At 61.9% G+C, this 17,737-nt stretch carries 16 protein-coding genes and 4 pseudogenes; 9 read left to right on the top strand and 11 right to left on the bottom strand.

All coding sequences use genetic code 11. The features are described from left to right. The first annotated feature begins 152 nt into the window (after positions 1-152). The gene (locus tag H0B56_RS14400; RefSeq protein ID WP_180893586.1) at positions 153-1,745 is read left to right on the top strand and encodes an aldehyde dehydrogenase family protein; all 1,593 of its coding nucleotides are present in this window, start codon (positions 153-155) and stop codon (positions 1,743-1,745) included. Between the two features lie 154 nt (positions 1,746-1,899). Here H0B56_RS14400 and H0B56_RS14405 read toward each other — a convergent pair whose 3' ends face one another. From H0B56_RS14405 to H0B56_RS14420, 4 genes are all read right to left on the bottom strand, one after another. Next, positions 1,900-2,190, bottom strand: coding sequence for an integrase core domain-containing protein (locus tag H0B56_RS14405; protein WP_180893587.1), 291 nt, complete (start codon positions 2,188-2,190; stop codon positions 1,900-1,902). Positions 2,191-2,232: 42 nt separating this feature from the next. Further along, complete coding sequence (locus tag H0B56_RS14410; RefSeq protein ID WP_180893588.1) at positions 2,233-2,628, bottom strand: IS3 family transposase; 396 nt, start codon at positions 2,626-2,628, stop codon at positions 2,233-2,235. Between the two features lie 22 nt (positions 2,629-2,650). Continuing rightward, complete coding sequence (locus H0B56_RS14415) at positions 2,651-3,157, bottom strand: transposase (RefSeq protein ID WP_180893589.1); 507 nt, start codon at positions 3,155-3,157, stop codon at positions 2,651-2,653. A gap of 107 nt (positions 3,158-3,264) precedes the next feature. Then, on the bottom strand, positions 3,265-3,756 hold the full coding sequence (locus H0B56_RS14420; RefSeq protein WP_180893590.1) for a CBS domain-containing protein: 492 nt from the start codon (positions 3,754-3,756) through the stop codon (positions 3,265-3,267). Between the two features lie 705 nt (positions 3,757-4,461). Here H0B56_RS14420 and H0B56_RS23660 point away from each other — a divergent pair. The 7 genes and pseudogenes from H0B56_RS23660 to H0B56_RS14450 all read left to right on the top strand — a co-directional run. Further along, positions 4,462-4,965, top strand: a complete 504-nt coding sequence (locus H0B56_RS23660) for a molybdopterin-dependent oxidoreductase (RefSeq protein ID WP_219632780.1) — start codon at positions 4,462-4,464, stop codon at positions 4,963-4,965. Continuing rightward, entirely contained in the window at positions 4,847-6,661 is a 1,815-nt protein-coding gene (locus tag H0B56_RS23275) for a molybdopterin-dependent oxidoreductase (RefSeq protein WP_281373664.1), read from the top strand. Before H0B56_RS23660 ends, H0B56_RS23275 begins: the two co-directional genes overlap by 119 nt. A gap of 119 nt (positions 6,662-6,780) precedes the next feature. Then, positions 6,781-7,047, top strand: a complete 267-nt coding sequence (locus tag H0B56_RS14430; protein ID WP_180893591.1) for a 4Fe-4S dicluster domain-containing protein — start codon at positions 6,781-6,783, stop codon at positions 7,045-7,047. 64 nt (positions 7,048-7,111) lie between these two features. Continuing rightward, positions 7,112-8,455, top strand: a complete 1,344-nt coding sequence (locus tag H0B56_RS14435) for a ferredoxin--NADP reductase domain-containing protein (protein WP_246361203.1) — start codon at positions 7,112-7,114, stop codon at positions 8,453-8,455. Positions 8,456-9,147: 692 nt separating this feature from the next. Further along, positions 9,148-10,431 carry an IS256 family transposase gene (locus tag H0B56_RS14440; protein WP_180893593.1) on the top strand — a complete coding sequence of 428 codons (1,284 nt, stop codon included), beginning with the start codon at positions 9,148-9,150 and terminating at the stop codon, positions 10,429-10,431. Positions 10,432-10,469: 38 nt separating this feature from the next. After that, positions 10,470-10,583: pseudogene (locus H0B56_RS23665) on the top strand (IS481 family transposase); the annotation flags it as partial. A gap of 15 nt (positions 10,584-10,598) precedes the next feature. Next, a pseudogene (locus H0B56_RS14450) lies at positions 10,599-11,232 on the top strand (transposase); the annotation flags it as partial. A 69-nt stretch (positions 11,233-11,301) separates the two neighbouring features. On the opposite strand, the gene H0B56_RS14455 reads toward H0B56_RS14450, so the two are convergent. From H0B56_RS14455 to H0B56_RS23670, 4 genes are all read right to left on the bottom strand, one after another. Then, positions 11,302-11,589: a cytochrome C oxidase subunit IV family protein gene (locus tag H0B56_RS14455; RefSeq protein WP_180893595.1), complete on the bottom strand. Its 288-nt coding sequence runs from the start codon at positions 11,587-11,589 to the stop codon at positions 11,302-11,304. A 9-nt stretch (positions 11,590-11,598) separates the two neighbouring features. Continuing rightward, positions 11,599-12,225 carry a cytochrome c oxidase subunit 3 gene (locus H0B56_RS14460; RefSeq protein ID WP_180893596.1) on the bottom strand — a complete coding sequence of 209 codons (627 nt, stop codon included), beginning with the start codon at positions 12,223-12,225 and terminating at the stop codon, positions 11,599-11,601. A 41-nt stretch (positions 12,226-12,266) separates the two neighbouring features. After that, positions 12,267-13,085: a hypothetical protein gene (locus tag H0B56_RS14465; protein ID WP_180893597.1), complete on the bottom strand. Its 819-nt coding sequence runs from the start codon at positions 13,083-13,085 to the stop codon at positions 12,267-12,269. A gap of 529 nt (positions 13,086-13,614) precedes the next feature. Next, positions 13,615-14,163, bottom strand: a complete 549-nt coding sequence (locus tag H0B56_RS23670; protein ID WP_180893598.1) for a GMC family oxidoreductase N-terminal domain-containing protein — start codon at positions 14,161-14,163, stop codon at positions 13,615-13,617. 583 nt (positions 14,164-14,746) lie between these two features. Between H0B56_RS23670 and H0B56_RS14475 the strand changes: the two genes are divergently transcribed. Beyond that, a complete protein-coding gene (locus tag H0B56_RS14475; RefSeq protein WP_180893599.1) occupies positions 14,747-14,887 on the top strand; it encodes a hypothetical protein in 141 nt (46 codons plus the stop codon). A 159-nt stretch (positions 14,888-15,046) separates the two neighbouring features. On the opposite strand, the pseudogene H0B56_RS22940 reads toward H0B56_RS14475, so the two are convergent. From H0B56_RS22940 to H0B56_RS14485, 3 genes and pseudogenes are all read right to left on the bottom strand, one after another. Further along, positions 15,047-15,259, bottom strand: a pseudogene (locus tag H0B56_RS22940) (IS30 family transposase); the annotation flags it as partial. A gap of 172 nt (positions 15,260-15,431) precedes the next feature. Further along, positions 15,432-16,295 (bottom strand): alpha/beta fold hydrolase, encoded by an 864-nt coding sequence (locus H0B56_RS14480; RefSeq protein ID WP_246361204.1) that lies wholly within the window; start codon positions 16,293-16,295, stop codon positions 15,432-15,434. Positions 16,296-16,639: 344 nt separating this feature from the next. After that, positions 16,640-17,698 (bottom strand): annotated as a pseudogene (locus H0B56_RS14485) (2-oxoacid:ferredoxin oxidoreductase subunit beta); the annotation flags it as partial. Positions 17,699-17,737: the final 39 nt, after the last annotated feature.

The following is a 17,737-nucleotide window of genomic DNA, read 5'->3' on the forward strand; positions in this document are numbered from 1 at the left end:
TGCACGGACCGGGGGCGCGAGGTACGATGGGAATCTAAATGTATTAGTTATATACGGTCAGGGCTGGATGGCGGTACGTCCATTCATCGGCACCACAGATCGACAGCGACGCACGGCTGACGGCAGGACCGTGCGCGAGAGAGGATGACCTGATGCCGGCTAAGACCACCAAAGCGAGCGCTCGCACCAAATCCCCCGACCCCGACCTCATTGAGATCAGGTGTCCCGCCGATGATCGTTTCGTCGGCACAGTGCCCAATCTCGGGCCAGCCGAGGTCGCCGCAGCTGCCAAGCAGCTACGAGAGGCGCAACCGGAGTGGGAGGCTCTCGGACCTCAAGGGCGCGCTGTACATATGTTCAGATTCCTTGACTGGATACTGGATAATGAGCGCAGCCTTGTCGAGCTCATCCAGCAGGAGACCGGGAAGTCGTGGGGCGATGCCTCGCTCGAGATCACCATGGCTCTCGATCTGATCAATTACTACGCTGGTCACGCCGAGGAGTTCCTAGCCGACCGCGAGGTTCGGTCGTGGGGTGCTGCTGGGCTCAACAAGCGGCTGCGAGTGTACGCTCGTCCATACCAGCTGGTCGGGATGATCACACCGTGGAACGGACCGCTCGGGGGCCCGATGCTGGATGGTATCGCAGCCATGATGGCGGGGGCTGCCGTACTCTTCAAGCCGTCAGAATTCACTCCGCTTACATGGGCAGAAGCGACCCGCGGGTGGGTCGAGGACATCAATGCGCCGCCAGTTATCGCAAACGTCACCGGTGGCCCGGAAACCGGAGCCGCAGTAGTCGATGAAGTCGACATGGTCATGTTCACTGGATCTCCCAAGACGGGCCGAAAGATCGCAGCCAGAGCGGGCGAGCGCCTGATTCCCGCGAGCCTGGAGCTAGGCGGCAAGGATGCGATGATCGTACTGTCCGACGCTGATCTCGAGCGTGCCTCGAGCGCGGCAACCTGGGGTGCCATGATGAGTTCTGGGCAGGCCTGCATCTCCATAGAACGAGCCTATGTCGAAGCTCCCGTATACGATGAGTTCGTATCGAAGGTGACCTCGAAGGTCAAAGATCTCCGCCAGGGCATGGACGCACCAGGCAGTTTCGATACCGAGATCGGCGCCATGGTCACCGACGCACAGCTCGATACCGTCGAACGTCACGTCGAGGACGCGGTTGCAAAGGGGGCGAAGATACTCACCGGTGGACGTCGGAGCAGCGAAGGTCGCTTCTTCGAGCCCACTGTCTTGACTGGCGTAGATCACTCGATGCTGTGCATGCGTGACGAAACGTTCGGCCCCACATTGCCCATCATGAAAGTTGCCAATGAACAAGAGGCTCTTGCCATGGCAAACGATTCCAGCTATGGCCTGAACTCTAGCGTATGGACGCGCGACTCCGTGCGCGCCGACCGCGTGGCTCGAAACATCGAAGCCGGAGCAGTGAACATCAACGATGCTCTGGTTAGTACATTCATGCTGCCGGTGCCCATGAGCGGATGGAAGGATTCCGGGGTCGGAAGTCGCTCCGGTGGTGCGGCAGGGATGCTCAAGTTCTGTCGACAACAGAGCGTAGTCGCGGAACGCGTTCGTTTGGGTTCCGAACCTCATTGGTATCCCTACATACCGTGGAAGAACCGGCTCATGGCTCGGATGGCCCGGCTTATTGGTGCACGCGACTGGCGCCGTCGTTTAGGTCTGTCCCCGAAGACGCGCATCGAAGACCGTAGAAGGAAGGTCTAAAAACGAAGTCCCGGCTGCGGGGCACGCCTTTACGGATCCGTGGCTGCATCCCGATCGGCGCCCATCGCTTCCCAGCGGCCACCAACCAGGTCAACACCGCCGCGACCTGGGTGTGACCTTGTGAACCGTCACGGTTAAGGGACCGGCTTCGGTTTCAGATCAGCGCCGGTCGGCGTGGCGGTTGTTGAGCGTAGTACGTGGACTCGTACTCGGCCGGGCTCAAGTAGTCCAGGTGGGAGTGCAGGCGCGTTTTGTTGTACCAGTCGCACCACTCCATGAGGGCGAACTCGACTTCGGTGAGTGTCGTGAACGGTCCGTGCCGCTTGACGACCCAGGTCTTGAACAGGCCGATGATCGATTCCGCCAGGGCGTTGTCGTAGGCGTTGCCAACCGAACCAATCGACGCCGAGAGTCCGTGTATGGCAAGGGATTCAGTGAATTTCACAGAGGTGTACTGGGCGCCCCGGCATCCGTGTGGAATATCAGGTCAGGCTCGACCGGATGACCATAGTGGTCGCGCCGCCACACCGCTATGTTGAGTACCTTGGTAACCAGCGCTGCCGTCTTCGAACTCGCCCGCGGCCCAGCCGACGATCGCGCGGGAGAACGCGTCGAACACAAAAGCCACATACGCCCACCCGATCCAGGTCGACACGTACGTGAAACCGGCGACCCACACGTGGTTCAGTGCGGCAGCAGTGAAGTTTCGGTTAACCTTGGCACCAGAACGTATCCCGTCCTTGGCCGGAATCATGGTCCGGTGTTTCCGGCCCTTGACCACACCATTGGAGCCCGCCTCCCGCATCAACCGGTCGACCGTGCAGAACGCCACCCCGTGGCCCTGTCGCCGCAGGTAACGGGTAATCTTCCGCCGTCCATACATCGCTTCGGGCCGAGCCTGCAGATCACGCAGGGCAGTTTAGACCTGCGCGTCCGTGATGCCACGGTCCGAGGCCGGCCGATGGAGGGCCTTGCGGTAGGTCCGTGGCGTGATCTGCATCCCGTGCGCGCGCAATGCGCGGCAGATCGACTCGACGCCATAGACCTGACGGTATTCGTCGATGAACCCGACGATCAGCGATGTCGCAGGTCGAGTTCCCGCGCGAAGAACTTGAGGCAAGCTTCAGGATCTCGTTGGTCTGCTTGAGATTTCGGTTCTCTTTCCGCAGCCGCTGCAGCTCTTCCCTCTCGACCGACGACAGGCCCGATACGGTCGGCTCGCCCGCTAGTTCGCCGGCGGCGAGGGCCTTCTTGATCCACAACCGCAGCGTCTCGTGATGCATATCGACAAGCGGGCCGATCGCGCGAGCAGCGGCATACGCGGATCCGTACTCATCGAGCCGGTCGAGAACCAGACGCACAGCCTTCTCCCGGACTTCGGGCGGGTAACGCTTCGACATGATGGTGACCATCTTCGTCTACGCAAGAAGCGGCCCCCAAACCGTGACGGTTCAGTTCAGGATCGTAGGTGAGCTATGCCGGGGTACTCACTCTGATGCGCGACGAGGCCGCCGCAGGATTATGGCGCGGGCCGGCCAGCGGCTTCTCGCTCGCGGGCGCGGGCCATGATGCCCTCGTCACTGCAGAAGCCACTCTGGTGGCGTTTCAGGCACAGCAGCCCGAGCAGGCGGTGGTTGGTGTCGATAACCGCTAGACGGCGTCCGGAGGCGACGAGGCGTTCATGAATGGCGATGATGCGTTCGTCGGGATTGGTGGTGCGGTCTGTCAGTCTTGCCAGGGGTAGGGCCAAGTCGGTGGGAGCTCGCGTGCTGAGCAGGTCGGTTCGCAACAACGTGCCATGCAGGACGCCGTCGTCTACCAGTAAGAGCATGCGCACGTGAAGGTCGTCGTCGAATATTGCCCGGGCTTCTTCGAGGCTTGTGTCGATCGGAAGCGTTTTTGGGCGGGTGACCATCACCTCGGCCGCGGTGTGTTGGGCGAACTCGGCCCCCAGCTGCGTCTCGGCACCGAGGGTGTGGGCGCGCGTGCAGTAGCGCTCCGAGGTCTGCAAGATGACAACCTCCTTCGCGTCGTGGGTCCCAGCGAGCGACATCACGTGCGGGTTGACTTGGTTGCGGAGCAGACTTCCGTGGATATGTAACTCATCATCGTATTATGTGAAACAGGGAAGTGCCATTGACGTGGCTACCAAGGAAACACCACCCCCGACCCTACATTCAGGTCGGACCTTGAGCGGCGCATCTGCGGCAAAAGGCACTCCTGATCTGGGACGACGCGAAGTACTGCGGCCCGTATCTGACCAAGGTCGAGCAGCGCCTTCGAGGTGAACGTTACCGGGTGGTCGCGGGGTTTGGAAGTCACCGGCCAGGCTCTGAGGAGATCGTGCCGCCTGCCGGGCAGCCGCTGCTGCGCGGTCTGGCCGACAAGCCCGGCCTTACCGCGGGCCTGTCGCGGATGCTGGCCGGCGCCCGGCTGCTGGTGCAACGGGTTGACAGGGTCACTCCGACTGGCCTACCTTATCCCTTTAGGTAAAGTTGGAAGAGAGGCCTGAGCCTTCGACACGCCGGAAGTCTTCGAGTTCCGCGTGGTCGAGAGTGCACATGGTGGACCGCACCGACATGGCCGGTCTCTGTCGTCAGTCAGGTGGAGACGAAGAGAATCTGACCACCGATAGGGGCGCGGGATGCCGAGCGCGGCCAGCCTCACCGTCGTAGGGATGATTCGAAGTATCGCCCGATAGGATGTGATGGCACATATGTCCACGCGTACTCGTGAGAAGCGCACTTACTGCGGGATCTGTGAGGCAGTGTGCGGGCTCATCGCGACCGTCGACGAGATGGAGACGGAGGTCAGCGTCCGCCCGGACAATGACCACCCGTTGTCGGCGGGTTTCGCGTGTGCCAAGGGTATGGCGTACCCCGATGCCCGGAACGACCCGGACCGGGTGACTCGGCCGTTGAAGCGCCAGCCTGATGGCTCGTTCGCGGAGGTCGATTGGGAGCAAGCGCTTGACGAGATCGCAAGCAGGCTCAAGGACGTCATCGACCGGTACGGTAGCGAGTCGGTGGGCCTCAACGGCGGAAACCCGATCGGGTCCAATTATGGGTTATTTCTGAGCCTCTTCGGGATGGCTGCCGCACTTGGTACCAAGCACTTCTATATCGCGGCCTCTAGTCGACGTCAACAACTACTGGGTCGTCGGGGAGCTGCTGTACGGCCACGCACTCGTGAACTCGTTTCCGGACCTCGACCGCACTGATCACCTAGTGATGATCGGTGCCAACCCGGTTGTGTCGCACGGGAGCATGATGACCGTCGGCCGAGTCCGCGAGACCCTGCTTGAGATCCCTCGGCGCGGCGGACGCGTAACGGTTGTCGATCCACGCCGGTCCGAGACCGCTAGACTGTTCGAGCATGTGCCGATCCGACCTGATGCGGACGCTTGGCTGTTGGCCGGCATGCTACGTGTGATATTCGACGAGGAGCTGCAGGACAATGAGGCTCTTGCGCGCCAAACCACTGGTGCCGACTTCCTGCGTCGGCTGGTGGCGGGGGTCGACCTCGACCGGGTCGAGCACGAGACCCGAATATCTATCGACAAGATCGCTCAGCTCGCGCGTGACGTGGCGAACGCGCCTTCTGCGGCCGTATACGGCCGATGTGGGGCTTCCTTGGGTGCCCGCTCCACATTGGTGAAGTACCTGATCGACGCTGTCAACTTCGTGACGGGGAACCTAGATCGCGAAGGGGGTATGATCTTCGGTTATCCCATGATCAATCTGGAGAAGTTGCTGTATCGCTTTGGACTTACCGGATACGACCGCTGGCGCACGCGAGTGGACGACTTTCCCGAGGTGATAGGCACCTCGCCGCTGGCTACGCTAGCCCGCGAGATCACGACGCCCGGCAAAGGACAGCTCAGGGCGCTGATCTCGGCGTGTTCCAACGTGGCGAACACCGGTCCGGCATGCGAAGAGATCGACGCGGCGCTTCCGCAACTGGATCTGTTTGTTTCCCTCGACCTCTACCGGACGGAGACCAACCGTCATGCCGACTTCATCCTGCCCTCTGCCCACGCGCTTGAGCGTGACAACTTTCCAATATTCACACAGGGGCACAGCTACGTCCCCGTGGCGAAGTGGAGTGAAGCCGTCGTGCACGCCCGCGGAGAAGCCAAGGATGACTCGTGGAGCCTCGATCAGATCTGCCGCCGAACCAGGCTTGTGCCTTCGCCCCTGAAAGTCGGGAGATTGTTAGGACGGGTCGGCATCCGACCCAAGCCTGCGACTATGGTCGATCTGTTACTGCGAACCGGTAAACACGGTGACTGGTTCGGCCTGCGCCGTGGCGGCCTTAGTCGACGCAAGCTGTTGGCGAGCGGCCCGCTCAAGCTCGCCGACCGATGCCCGACCGGCACCCTCCAAAAGCATGTGTTCCACAAGGACGGCAAGGTGCACCTGGAACACGAGATAATCGAGTCGGAGTTTCAGCGGATGCTCGACTCACCCGCGCCTGAGGTGGGCGAGTTGCGCTTAATCAATCAGCGCCAGCTGCGCGGCCAGAACTCAAGTCTGAACAACATCCCGAAACTAATGGTCGGTGATCGGAGCCAGCGACTGTCGGTCAATCCGCAAGACGCCGAGGCCGTGGAAGTACTGGACGGCGAGACGGTCGAATTGACTTCCCAGTACGGGACGGGGACGATCACGGTCCCGGTGAGCACAACCGACGACGTCGCACCCGGGGCGGCTGCGCTGCCGCCAGGTTTCGGCCACAACGGCGGCTGGCAAGTCGCGAATGCCGCCGGCGGTGCGCGGTACAACGTACTCACACCCAGTCATCGAGAGAATGTCGATTTGCCCTCTGGTAACGCGAAGCTCAACGGGATCAAGGTAACGATGCGCCCTGTGCGAAACGATAGCCGGTCCAGGTCGCTCGGTCAGATCGACGCATGAGGCTTGACCATGAGCAACGATACGCGATGTGAGACCGGCACGGCCTGGCGTCCTGATTCCTGGTGTGGAGGTATCCACCCAGCCTGCGACCGTTGCCGTCCGGACGAGAGGAGTTCAACATGGCTTTCGTGATCACTGGCACGTGCGTGGCGGATTACTCGTGCGTTGAGGTGTGCCCGTCGAACTGCATACACCCAGGTCCGGAGGAGCCAGGATTCGAGCAGGCCGAGCAGCTCTACATCGATCCGCACGAGTGCATCGACTGCGATGCGTGCCTAGAAGTGTGCCCAGTCGATGCGATTTTCCCGGCAGACGACATTCCGGCGCAGTGGCAGCACTATACGCAGGTAAACGCCGACTACTTCCGGAGTGACGGCCATGATTGACAGCCGCCCGTTTCGAGTTGCAATCGTCGGGGCTGGACCCGCGGGAATGTACGCTGCGCGCCACTTGCTGGAGCCGCCTGCAGGGACGTACCTCGACGGCAGGTTAGTGAACCTGGCAACTTGTCCTGTCGAGGTCGACGTGCTCGAGCGGCTGCCCACCCCATGGGGGCTGATCCGTGGAGGTGTCGCGCCCGACCACCCCGAGAAGAAGGCCATCACCCGCGTATTCGACGAGGTCGTGCGGCGACCGGGCTTCCGATTCTTCGGGAACGTCGAGGTCGGCCGGGATGTGCTTCCGCAGGAGCTGTCGGCCTGGTACGACGCGGTGATCTACGCGGTCGGCGCCGCCGGCGACACGCACATGGGCATCGAAGGTGAGGACCTGCCCGGCTGCTACTCGGCGCGCGAGTTCGTTGCCTGGTACAACGGCCACCCCGATCACAGCGACCTGGACATCGACCTGTCCGTCGAGCGGGCGGTGGTGATCGGCAACGGGAACGTCGCCATGGACGTCGCGCGCATCCTGACCACCCCGATCGACGTCCTCGAGCGGACCGACATCGCGGACTACGCGCTAGCTGCGCTGCGGGCCAGCCGCGTCCGCGAAGTGATAGTGCTGGGCAGGCGCGGACATCTGCACGGCGCGTTCAACAACCCCGAGCTCGAGGAGCTCGGCGAGCTCCCCGGAGTGGACATTGTGGTGGAAGGTGAGGACCTGCCCGGCGACGGTGAGGTCGTCTTGGACGACGCGGACGCGGCGACGCTGCGCAAGGTGGACACCCTGCGGCGGTACGCCCATCGGCCGATCGTTGGCCATCCCCGGCGGATCGTGCTGCGGTTCCTCACGTCACCCGTGGAGCTGCTGGGCCACGACCGGGTCGAGGGCCTGCTCGCCTCCCGCAACCATCTCGAACACGACCCCGCCACCGGCCGGTTGCGGGCGCGGCCGACCGGCGAGGAGGCCGTCATCGACGCCGGCCTCGTGCTGCGTGCCATCGGCTATTTCGGCACCCCCATTGCCGGGTTGCCGTTCGACGACCACAAGGGCGTCATCCCCAGCGCGGACGGCCGCGTCCTTGACCACGGCACACCGGTACCGGGCACCTACGTCACCGGCTGGGTCAAACGTGGTCCGAACGGCATTATCGGCACCAACAAGAAGTGCGCTCGCGATACCGTCCGGTCGTTCTGGGCGGACGCCCACGCAGGTCGCCTACCCAGAGCTGACACGGTGGACGCACCGACCGTTCGCGAGATCGTCAAGCAAAGGCAGCCTGCTCTCGTCGAATATGACGGGTGGAAGGCGATCGACCATCATGAGCGACAGTCTGGGCAGGTCCTGGGACGACCGCGAATCAAGCTCACTAACACGACCGATCTTGTGGCGCAGGCCAGATGCCACCAGTGATCGTCATGTTGAGGCTTCCCGAGTGTCAAATGATCGATTGCGAGCACTTCGTCCTAGAGTTGGCGGCCAGCCTCGCACAACGCAGCGTGGCCGACATGATTACCACGCCGAACGCATGACCGGTCGGGATCACGGTTGACGAGGCGTGCGCGGCACTCCAACACTCGCACGTCCACATACTCCTGTTGACGCGCGAGAGCACGCGCTACGAGGCCCTTCTGCGCGTCGAACTGTCGGCGACCCTGCCTTCCACCACTCCTGCAGTCGATCGCACTACGCTGATAAACCATACAGTCGGGCCAGACGAGCGCATCTCGAGATTGGATCCTCGCGCAGGTACACCGCCGATTGTTGGCTCACCGATCCAGCGAACCCGACGCCGGGACGCGGGTATAGTGACGACAGCACATGGGACGGACACTCGGACTGCCCGCCATCTTCTAGCCGCGCACCGTATATCAGTGGCTGTTTCGTTCGCCACGTAGTATAAAACTGCTGGAGATGGTTGACACCGGGGCTTGATGATCATAGGGAGTTCTGGTGAGTCAGCTTCAGATGGAGGAATGATCAGAACCTGTGGATGGTCCTCGGCGAGGTGACGTGAAGGGGCGCACCTTCCCGAGGATGATCTGGAAGTCCAAGTAGTTCTGATCAGGACCGGCGTTGGCGCGCTGGTTCGGGAAGGTACGCCCATGCTCAAGGTAGTCCATGACGAGTCCGAGGCCAACGCGACCGGCGGAGCGGGCGGCGGGTCGTTGATCGATGAGATCGTGCGCGACGGTGCCCGTCGGATGTTGGCCGAGGCGTTGCAGGCGGAGGTGGATGCCTACATCGCTCGCTTCGCCGACGAGCGCGACGGCAACGGCCACCGGCTGGTGGTGCGCAACGGTACTCATCGGCCGCGTGAGGTGTTGACCAGCGCCGGCGCGGTGGAGGTGACCGCGCCGCGGGTGAACGACAAGCGCGTCGATGCCGCCACCGGCGAGCGGCAGCGGTTCTCCTCGGCGATCCTGCCGCCGTGGGCGCGCAAGACACCGAAGATCACCGAGGTGCTGCCGCTGCTGTACCTGCACGGGCTGTCCTCGGGCGATTTCGTGCCCGCGCTGGGCCAGTTCCTCGGCTCGGCCAAGGGCCTGTCGTCGGCGGTGATCACCAAGCTGACCGAGACCTGGAAGGCCGAGCAGCGCGCGTTCGCCGAGCGGGACCTGTCCGAGGTGGACTTCGTGTATCTGTGGACCGACGGCATCCACGTCAACATTCGCCTCGAGGAGCACAAGCTGTGCCTGCTGGTGATGATCGGGGTGCGCGCTGACGGCCGCAAGGAGCTCGTCGCGCTGGCCGACGGCTACCGCGAGTCGGCCGAGTCGTGGGCCGACCTGCTGCGCGACTGCAAGCGCCGCGGCATGCGCGCCCCGGTGCTCGCCGTCGGGGACGGCGCGCTCGGGTTCTGGGGCGCGCTACGCGAGGTGTTCCCGCAGACCCGCCAGCAGCGCTGCTGGTTCCACAAATCGGCGAATGTGCTGGCCGCACTGCCGAAGTCGGCCCACCCCGGAGCGAAGAAGGCGCTGGCCGAGATCTGGGGCGCCGAGGACCGCAGCCACGCACTCGCCGCGGTCCAGGCCTTCGATGCCACCTACGGTGCCAAGTTCCCCAAGGCCGTCGCCAAGATCACCGAGGACGTCGAGCAGCTGCTGGCCTTCTACGACTACCCGGCCCAGCATTGGGTGCATCTTCGCACTACAAACCCCATCGAATCGACCTTCGCCACGGTTCGACACCGGACAAAGGTGACGAAAGGACCAGGATCACGAGCCGCTGGACTGGCGATGGCATTCAAGCTCATCGACGCCGCGCAAGCCCGTTGGCGCGCGGTCAACGCACCCGAACTCGTCGCGCTCGTCCGCGCCGACGCCCGCTTCGTCAACGGCAAACTCGTCGAACGACCCGACGAACACGCCCCACCATCAGCCGCCTAAAAGATCTTCATCCACAGGTCTTGACAATTTCTCTTCAGATGGACCGCCAGGTGCGTCGGCGCCTGGCGGTGTTACGTCATGTGGAGAAAGTGTCAGCGAACGTGGCGCTGACGTGCCGCTATTTCGGCATCAGCCGTCCTACGTATTACCAGTGGTGTCGCCGGTACGAAGGCGGGCGAGTGGTCACCGTGCACTCCCCTGTCGGCCGTGGGCGTCAACGCCGATGGGCACCGCGAAATCCTCGGCTTCGAGGTCACCACCGATGCCCACCCGGAGTTGGTTGAGGCGATCCGCTCAACACTGCCCGGCGCGGCCTAACAGCGATGTCGGACCCACTACCTGCGAGATCTGCTGGTCAAGATCTCCAAGAGCAGCCAGCCGTGGGTAGCCACGCTGGTCCGCACGATCTTCGACCAGCCCGACGCCGATCAAGTGCACGCCCAGTATGACCGGGTTATCGCCGCGCTGCAGGACACGCTGCCGACCGCCGCTGACCATCTGGCCGGCGCGCGGGAGGACCTGCTGGCCTTCACCGCCCTGCCGCGGTCGGTGCGGCGGCAGGTGTGGTCGTCCAATCCTCAGGAGCGACTCCACCGCGAGCAGCGCCGCCGCAGCGACGTCGTTGGCATCTTCCCGGACCGTGATGCCATCACCCGCCTGCTCAGGGCAGTGCAGATGGAACACAACGACGAATGGACCGGGTACCGCCGCTACACCAGCATCGAAACACTCACCACAGTAGACGCACCCACAGCGACAGACGCCGAGGAGTTGAAGACAATCGAACCCCTCAGCGCCTAGACTAGCCACGGATCACACGGTGGCACCCCAAACACCACCACCACGGACGTGACCCGACGAGGGTTCGGTTCAAGCCCACAGATACAGCCCGAGGACGATGGCGCAGGCCGAAATGATCCAGACGTGGAACCCGCGCCGCAATGGTTCCATGGCATGTCGCAACTCCATGAAATACATACCTACGATGTGAGCCTTTGCGAACAACACGATAATCATAGCCGCCGTAGCCGCCGTCATCGAGTCCAAGCCCGCGCTGTGTCCGCTGTCTCCGGCTCCGAGCCACCACGAAACGCCCGTCAGGAGCATCAGCGCGAGCCAAGCGCCCACCACCGGTTTTTCCTTCACATATGTAAGCACCGCATCCTCCTACTGCATCAGATAGAACAGGCCGAACAGAACAATCCAGAGCAGATCCACCATGTGCCAATAGCAAGCGCCGGCTTCCGTCGCTCGCACATATTTGTGCCCGACACGCTCCCTGCGTGCTATTGTCCAAAGCATGATAATCGTACCGAGCCCTACTACCACGTGAACAAAATGGAGTCCAGTCATAACGTAGTAGAGCTCGTAAAATTTGTTTTCATCAGGAGTTTGTCCTGCTCCAACTTTTTCGGTCCACTCCCCTGACTTGACGACTGCGAATGCCAGCCCGGCAAGGAAGGTGCCGATGAACCACTTCTGTGCCGCAACTGCGCGCCGCCGGCGCAGGGCATCGACGCCGAGAGCCACGCAGAGCGAGGAGGTTAGCAACAGCAATGTGTTGAATGCGCCGACGCCGACGTTTAGGGTTTCCGTCGACTGATTGAATAGCGGCAACTGCTCTGAGCGCTCGTACATGAACAGCGCAAACAGCAGCAAAAACACTGTCAAGTCGATGAAAATGAATACCCAGATCCCAGTTTCCCCTGGGATCCAGGGTCGTCGGTCGCTTTGGGTAGCGACACGCGGGCTCGCAACGGTAGACGTTGTGGCTTCGTCAGCGTCTTTGGTCATTCTTCGATCCATCTCCTAGCATGTACGCTCGGCACCTGTTCCTAGTATATATACTCACTCGGTGCGGGCCCTTCCGAATGCAACCTGCTCGGTACCGAGTTCTCCGAATGCCACGTTCCGTCTTCGTCACCAACTTGTCCGTCTCCGTCACCAATTCCTGTGTGACGGTACTTCCTCTCGTACTGCCGGATTGCCCGTTCCGTGTACACAGTCATGACGAGGGCCCAGGTCAGGATCTCCGCCATGAGAACATAGAATGCGAGTAGGCCATTCCACGCCAGTGGTCCGGTTTTGAAGAATATCAAGAATAGTCCTGGGAACATCAGGAGGGCGCTACAAAGGGAGTAATATCCGACCCAGCGCGGGTAGGCTTGGTGTTTGCCGGGATTCCAGAGAATGCCAAGTCCGATTGCAGCTACCCAAATGATAAACGGCGGCACGTCCATGAGGAACATAAACCAGCCGAAATCATTCAACATTTGTGTTATTTCCGGCGACGTTTCAAGAGGCCGGAATGTAGCCACGCCCCACGGAATGTAAAGGATCACAAATATTGCTACGCCGCAACCGAGGGATACCAGTTGGGTGTAGGTCAGGACCGGGAAGCCCGCCTCGGTTCGCCTGGTCCAGACCGAAATTGCCACCCCCCACGGACCCATTATAGCAGCCCCGCACATCATAATCGCCATACCGATCTGCATCGAGACTTGGTTATCGGCGTACATTTGTGCGACCGCGTCTGCGCCAAGCTCCGGGCTCGGAGGTGGCATGAAACCTGCGAAGATAACGAATCCTATTGCCAGCAGCCCGACCCACACTGGACCAGCCCAGGTGCACCACCGTAGGGCTTTAGTGGTCATCCGCATTTCCATATCACTGGCCGTCCGCGCGTCCGTATCACTAGCCATCCGCGTGTCCATAGCAACTTGCTCCCATTTGCAGGGTCCTGCACATCGTTCATCTTGTCGTTTCGTCTGTAACGAGATCGACGATTAATTTCAGCCCGACCTCGTATTGAATTTCGCCCTATTCACTACGAGGAGAGCGAAGTTTAGGTAGTCGCGGCGTGTGCCCGCAGGACTTCGGCGACTCGAGACCGAGGAATGGTCTGGCTTTGTTGATCACCTCCCAGTGCGTAAGCGGGCCGGCTGAGCTCGTGTCCCTGCTGCGTGCTTCTCGGCACTGGCGATTGCAACCTGCTTATCCACTATGTGAGCTTCTCAGGGCGTTCGGGACGGAAGATCCGCAAAACTACGTAGGTCGGTTCGTATATCGAGTCGGCTGTCGCCGCGACGTCCTGGTGGTTCGGCCTACAAGTTGAGCCTGTCGTTGATGGAAGATGCCCGCCGAGCCGTCATGGTGGGCCACTTCCAGTTGATGCAGTCGCTATCACCGCACGTGGGTCATTTCGCGGTCCGCCGTCTGTGACGGGTACAAAGAGCAGCACATTACGTCCGTGGTCGTCGCTGAGCGCCAAACCGTGGTGAACGGCGGTCTCGGAGGCCGACGCGTCGCGTCGGCATGGTCGCCGACGGCAGACCGGTGAGAGTGCGTTGAACGGTTGCCGTGCGCAAGCGCGGTGACGCCAGGGGTAGCGGAACTTTGGGGGTCACGGTGTCGGTGTCGACATGTTTGGTCAGCTGCCCGCTCGCCGGCCCCGGGGCAGTCGCGGAGGACGTCAGTTCCGAGTCTTTCCGGCTCATTCCGTAGACCGGCCCCGGAGAGTTGAAGCAGGTTCGGTGCGGCAGTCGCGCCTGCTCCCACGACGACTTGGTCGCGGATGTGCGTACGGTGGCGCCTTCCGCGGAGTCGGTACTCGACTCCGATCGCACAGTCGCCGCGCACGTACACGCAGGAGTCAATCGATCCGCTGGCGCCGAGCACCTTGCCGGCCATCATCGCCTCCGGTTTGCCGGTGCGCATCGGGTCCGGACCCATGGGATATCTCCACTTGAGGCGCTGGTTGGCAGAAATCACGCCGGCGCGGACCAGGACGACGTATCGGCGGTCGGTACCTCCGGCCTCGAGGGGGGTACCTTCGCTCCCGTCTCGGCGAGGCGACCGCCGACGATCGCCCCTGAGGAAAGTCCCCCACGACAACGTCGTCGTAGTGATCCGTGCTCAGAGATCTCCTTGCTGCTTTCTGAGAGCATCGGCACGCACCCTGACCTGCCATGCTCGGATACAGGTCCTGCCTCTCGGGCGAGCACGGCCTCATCGTGTGTGAGTTACATCCACGTCAATCTTAAAGCTTAAGATTTGGCTCGTCTACCCTACCCGGCCGGGTATAACTACTGCCGGTGACCTCGGGTTCGCGGCAGAGTTGACCAGGGCGACGGGCGGCGAAATGATAACACAAAAACAGTCCATGTCACTGTGTCTGACACGATGATGCGACCAACGACGTGCTTCGACTCCACGGTCTTGCTCGCTTTGGACCTGTCCGATGAGCGGTGCATCCGGACCGGCACGCCGAGCGTGGCTCGGCGAACAGACCAGTCGTGCACGAGATGATGAGCCGATGTCGGCTCCGATCGATCAACGCCAGCTTGTGCAGCCATGGGTGGAGTCCGCCCGCGGCGAGGGGGTCGAACTGGTCGGCCCGGACGGGATGTTGACCGGGCTGACCGATCAGGTGTTCGAGATCGCGCTGGCGGCGTAGATAATCGAGCACCTCGGCTACGGGCGCCGCGATCCTGCCAGGCATCACAATGCGAACTCGCGTTGTGGTGGCCGGGCTAACACGGTGGGTGACCGAGATTGGGCCGGTCGTCATCGAGGTGCCGCAGGATCGGGACCGCAAGTTTCGAGCCGCAGCTGGTCAAGAAGCGTCAGCCACGGCTCTCCGATCGCCAAGGCATAGGCGCGGCCGATCGTTGAGCTCGGTGGCGGTCTCGTCGAGCTGCCCGGCTGTCCACGAGCTTCGATCGGTTCCCTCCGGTAGGTACTGGCGCAGTACGCCGTCGACGGTCTCGTTGCTGCCACGCTGCCAGGGCGACTGCGGGTTGACGAAGTAGATCGTGACGCCGATGGCGTGTTCGATATCTGACGTTCAGGTACCCGCTGTAGCCGCGATGCAGGTCATTATGGGCACTCAGACCTGACTCGACGCTGCTACCACCAGCTACCGCGCCTCCGGTTCCGACTAACAGACGCGTACGGTTATTAGTTATACTGTTTCTTACGTTATACTCTCCAAGGTGCGGCTAGTAGCTGTCCGAGCGGCTAGGAGAACCGATTCGGGACAAGAATTTTATAATCGAACGAGTGGCTATTTGTCGTTTGTCTTCCGTGACAGCATGTGTAGCGTTATCAATTTCGACGTACTGGGCATGCGGGACGACCCGAAAGAACTCCCTCGCATCGTTTTCATCTACGAGTTCACTGCTACCCCCTCGGATCAACAGAACCGGATTTGAAACATTGCCTGCTGCGGATTCGAATCTTTCCGGGGTTCCTCGAGTAAGATGTAAGCTTTCGGGATCGAGAAATGCGGGATCCCAATGCCACCGCCAGTAACCATCGTCGCACTTCCGCAGGTTCTTCAGCAAACGTTCCGAGCCTCTGTTTTGGCTGCTGGAAGGCAGAAATCGGGATATCGCCCTAGCGGCGACTTCCAGCGATGGCCAACCTTCGATGCCGGTGCGCATGAACTCAATGATCCGTTGACTTCCCGCAATACTGATACGGGGCGTAACGTCCACCAAGACGAGAGCGACGCAATCCACCGCCGGATGTTCACCTGCCGCGGCGAGTGCCGCGAGCCCCCCCATGGACGCTCCGACGAGCATGGCGGGTTTGTCGAATTGGCTAGCTACCGCACGGACGTCGTCAACCAACGCATCCATTGAGTAATCGCCATCAGGCGCCCACCCACTTTCCCCGTGTCCGCGCAAATCGACGGCCACGGTGCAAAACCCGCAGTGCGTTAGTGCCGCGACGGTGTCGCTCCAACTGCTCCTGGTTTGCCCAGCTCCGTGTAGCAGAATGACCGGCTGACCATCTGATGGCCCACTGATCTCACATACCAGCGTCACACCTCCCGGTACCCTAAATTGTACGTGAGACATACCGCCAGCCCCTCCTCGCAGGTATCAGGCGAACGCTTGCTCGGTTCCGCAATGCTCTGATGGCAACATCAGAACCGTTCACGCAAGGCGCAACCTCGGAATTTGGCAACTTAACAGTGCAGCCTCGAAGAATGAGGGTTGATCGCCCGTTGAGTAACATTCTGCCTCGTTCTACAGCCTGATTCAGATCCTCCACCGTCGGCTTTTCGGCCTTATGCTCCTCCGCTGCGCAATTACCGTAGAAATTAATTTCATCCAAACATAATTTGTGGCCTATATTCTTGATTCCCATTTTCCTGCCCATAGCATTTTTCTACATGATTTGCGGGGCGTAAAATTGATGACACGGTCCAGGTGTCGTTGCCGGTGAGTACGGCTTGCAGGTCGGCGGGCTTGTCGTGGCGTGCTTTGCTGACCTGCTCGCGAGCGGCGTCGTCGTAGGTGGGGCGTTGCACCTGGCGGAAGATCCCGGTGGGGGTGTGGGTCAGGGTCTGGTCGTCCAGGCGGGACAGCGCGAAGGCGTAGGCGGGGTCGTCGATGGTGGGGTCGTGGGTGACGATGTCGGCGGTGGCGACCTCGCTGGTTGCGGCGACCTCGAGTCCGCCGAAGCCGGAGCGGACCACCGCGTACTCGCCTTGTGGGCCGAAGGTGACCGGCTCGCCGGAGCGTAGCGGGATCAACCTGCTGGCTGCTTCGTCCTTGTCCTTGAGGACGTCGAACGCGCCGTCGTTGAAGATGGGGCAGTTCTGGTAGATCTCGACCAGCGCCGAGCCGCGGTGGGCGGCAGCGGCGCCCAGTACCTCGGACAGGCCCTTCTTGTCGGAGTCCAGGGCCCTGCCCACGAAGGTGGCCTCGGCGCCCAGGGCCAGCGAGATCGGGTTGAACGGGGTGTCGACCGAGCCCATCGGGGTGGACTTGGTTACCATGCCCTGGTCGCTGGTGGGGGAGTACTGGCCCTTGGTCAGCCCGTAGATGCGGTTGTTGAACAGCAGGATGGTCAGGTTGACGTTGCGGCGCAGCGTGTGGATCAGGTGGTTGCCGCCGATGGACAGGGCGTCGCCGTCCCCGGTGACCACCCACACCGACAGGTCGGGCCTACTGGTGGCCAGACCGGTGGCGATCGCGGGGGCGCGGCCGTGGATGGAGTGCATGCCGTAGGTGTTCATGTAGTACGGGAAACGGCTCGAGCAGCCGATCCCGGAGACGAACACGATGTTCTCCCGCTTGAGCCCCAAGCTCGGTAAGAACGACTGCACCGTGTTGAGCACGATGTAGTCACCGCAACCGGGGCACCAGCGCACTTCCTGGTCGGACTTGTAGTCCTTGGCCTTGCCCGGCTCCTCGGTCGTGGGCACATCGTCCAAGCCGCCCAGGGCGGGCAGCCCGAGATCAATCACGGTCATACGGATCTAGTCCTTCCCCGCTCACGACGTCCTGTTTCC

The organism is Haloechinothrix aidingensis (assembly GCF_013450155.1).
GTDB lineage: Bacteria > Actinomycetota > Actinomycetes > Mycobacteriales > Pseudonocardiaceae > Haloechinothrix > Haloechinothrix aidingensis.